We start from the raw sequence: 1,629 nt of genomic DNA, 5'->3' as shown, positions 1-1,629 counted from the left end.
TGGTGGCTACGGCGCTGGGCGACCTGCCGCATGCCGTGGAGTGCTACGAGCGCGCGCTTGCGCTCGATCCGGGTTTCGCCAACGCACGCAATAACCTCGGGGTGACATTGCGAAAGCAAGGTCTTTTCAGCGAAGCCATCGAGCAGTTTCAAACGCTGCTCGCTCAGCACCCCGACTTCTTCGATAGCCGCCTGAACCTCGGTTCTACATTCGCGGCCGCAAAGCGTTATGACGAAGCGCTGGCGACATACCGCGAGGCGCTGCGTCGCAATCCCAACAGCTTCGAAGCACATTTCGGCGAGGGTAACGCGCTGCGAGAGCTCAAGCGCTTCGATGAAGCGGTGGCGAGCCTGCATCGCGCGCTTGCGCTGAGGCCGAATCACTTCGAGGCACGCGTGAACCTCGGAACGACGCTTGGGCTTCACGGCCGGTTTGCGGAGGCAGAGGCGGCATACCGGCATGCATTGACGTTGCGCGATGACCCGCAGATCCACGTGTGCGTCGGCGCAGCCGTCGGCTCGCAAGGGCTGTTCGAGGAGGAGGAGCCGTACTATCGACGCGCGCTCGACATGGATCCTGATCACGCCGATGCCCAGCACAATCTCGCGCTGCTCCAGCTTCGCCGTGGCAACTTCAAGGAAGGCTGGGCGCTGCATGAGGTGCGCTGGCGTTCGAGCAAATATCAGCCAATGGACGTTCCGGGCGTCCGCGAATGGCGCGGAGAGCCGTTGCAGGGCAAGACGTTGCTGGTGGTCGGCGAACAAGGTCACGGCGACATGATCCAGTTCGCACGTTACGTGACGGTGCTCGAGCAGATGGGCGCAATCGTAGACATGCGGGTGCCGGAGAATATCGTGGAACTGGTGCAAAGCGTGCGGGGAATTCGCCGTGCATTCACGCGGGGGCCGACGCATGAATACGACTACTGGACGCCATCCATGAGCGTGCCGCATCGCGTCGCGCATCTCGTTCCCAACGCGCTAGCCGACATTCCGTACATGAGCCTGAGCGCCGAGCGCATCGGCATGGGGCCGACGCGGGTGGACATGCTGGCCGCCGGCCGCAAAAAAGTCGGCATCGTGTGGGCGGGCAGTCCGACGTTTGGCAACGATCAATTCCGTTCAATGCCGTTTTCGGCGCTCTCACCGTTGGCGGACGTGAAGGACGTTGCCTGGTTTTCGCTGCAGAAAGGCGCGGCGCGCGATCAGCTTTTGAACGCGGAGTGCGCGCTGAAACCTTACGACCTGACGGACACGCTGAATGATTTCGCCGATACCGCCGCGCTCATCGACCAGCTCGATCTGGTGATGACAGTCGATACCTCCGTCGCGCATGTGGCGGGCGCGCTCGGCAAGCCCGTGTGGGTATTCCTGCCGGCGAACAACGACTGGCGCTGGATGGCAAACCGCGAGGACAGTGTGTGGTATCCAAGCGCGCGTCTATTCAAGCAGACCACGCTCGGCGACTGGACCGGGCCGGTTGCGAAGGCAAAAGCCGCGCTGATGGCCGGGTGAACGCTACTTGCTGGCTGTTTGCATCGGTTCACTGGGTTTGTCGCGGGCGTGGCGAGTATTGCGAGCGGCTTGCGCCTGATCACCCGCGACAAACCCAGTGAACCGATGCAAACAA

General features: G+C 62.5%; 1 protein-coding gene. It reads left to right on the top strand.

From position 1 onward, the window contains the following. Positions 1-1,514: tetratricopeptide repeat-containing glycosyltransferase family protein (locus ACRXB1_RS35730; protein WP_449494731.1), on the top strand; the 1,514-nt coding region annotated here is incomplete at its 5' end. Between the last annotated feature and the right edge of the window lie 115 nt (positions 1,515-1,629).

It is taken from the genome of Caballeronia sp. M23-90 (assembly GCF_053574605.1).
Note: the sequence above shows the minus strand (reverse complement) of the source record. Positions and strands in the feature narration are given on the sequence as shown.